A 575-nucleotide genomic window follows, 5' to 3' on the forward strand; every position below is an offset into this window, starting at 1 on the left:
TGCGACAAATTTATTAAATGCAGTACAAAGTCAATTACATCCTGAAAAAAGCGGTGTTGGCGTTAACCCTCGATTGCAACGCGATATCATGAAGTCAGGCATGAATATTATTTTTGATTTCTCTGAGATCATATTGAAAACCAATGAATTATGCTACGAAGAAAAGGCCTGTCCAAAATTAAAAAATGCGTTAATTAATTTAGGTAGTACCGATGATTGGGACGCATTGGTTGCGAAGGCCTCTACAGGTAAATTGAGTGGTGCGCATGTTTTATTACGCGCAGGAAGTGCAGAGGCCTTGGAAAAGCTCGTTGAAGCCACCACATATGAATTTATCAAAGGCGAAGTTGAAAAAGAGGCCGCTAAATTGAATAGTCCTCCTCCTGGGGGGGTGTTATTCATTAGTGATGAAAATAAAGCATTAGTAGATTCTATCGTAGGGAGCGTCTTTAATGATTTGACTCCCTTACAACGTTGGTTGGAGCTGAAACGAATAGCTGGCTTGCTGGTGAATACTCCATTCGATGTTGAAGGTATTGTTACCCAATTATCCACTGATGCAAACGGCACATTGC

At 40.5% G+C, this 575-nt stretch carries 1 protein-coding gene; it reads left to right on the forward strand.

Annotated elements, in window-relative coordinates:
• A partial coding sequence (locus tag ABN217_RS19950) for an IgaA/UmoB family intracellular growth attenuator (protein ID WP_349459960.1) occupies nucleotides 1-575 on the forward strand: 575 nt, incomplete at both ends.

The sequence above is a fragment of the Proteus sp. fly-1067 genome, assembly GCF_040139345.1.
In the GTDB taxonomy this organism is placed as follows: domain Bacteria; phylum Pseudomonadota; class Gammaproteobacteria; order Enterobacterales; family Enterobacteriaceae; genus Proteus; species Proteus vulgaris_B.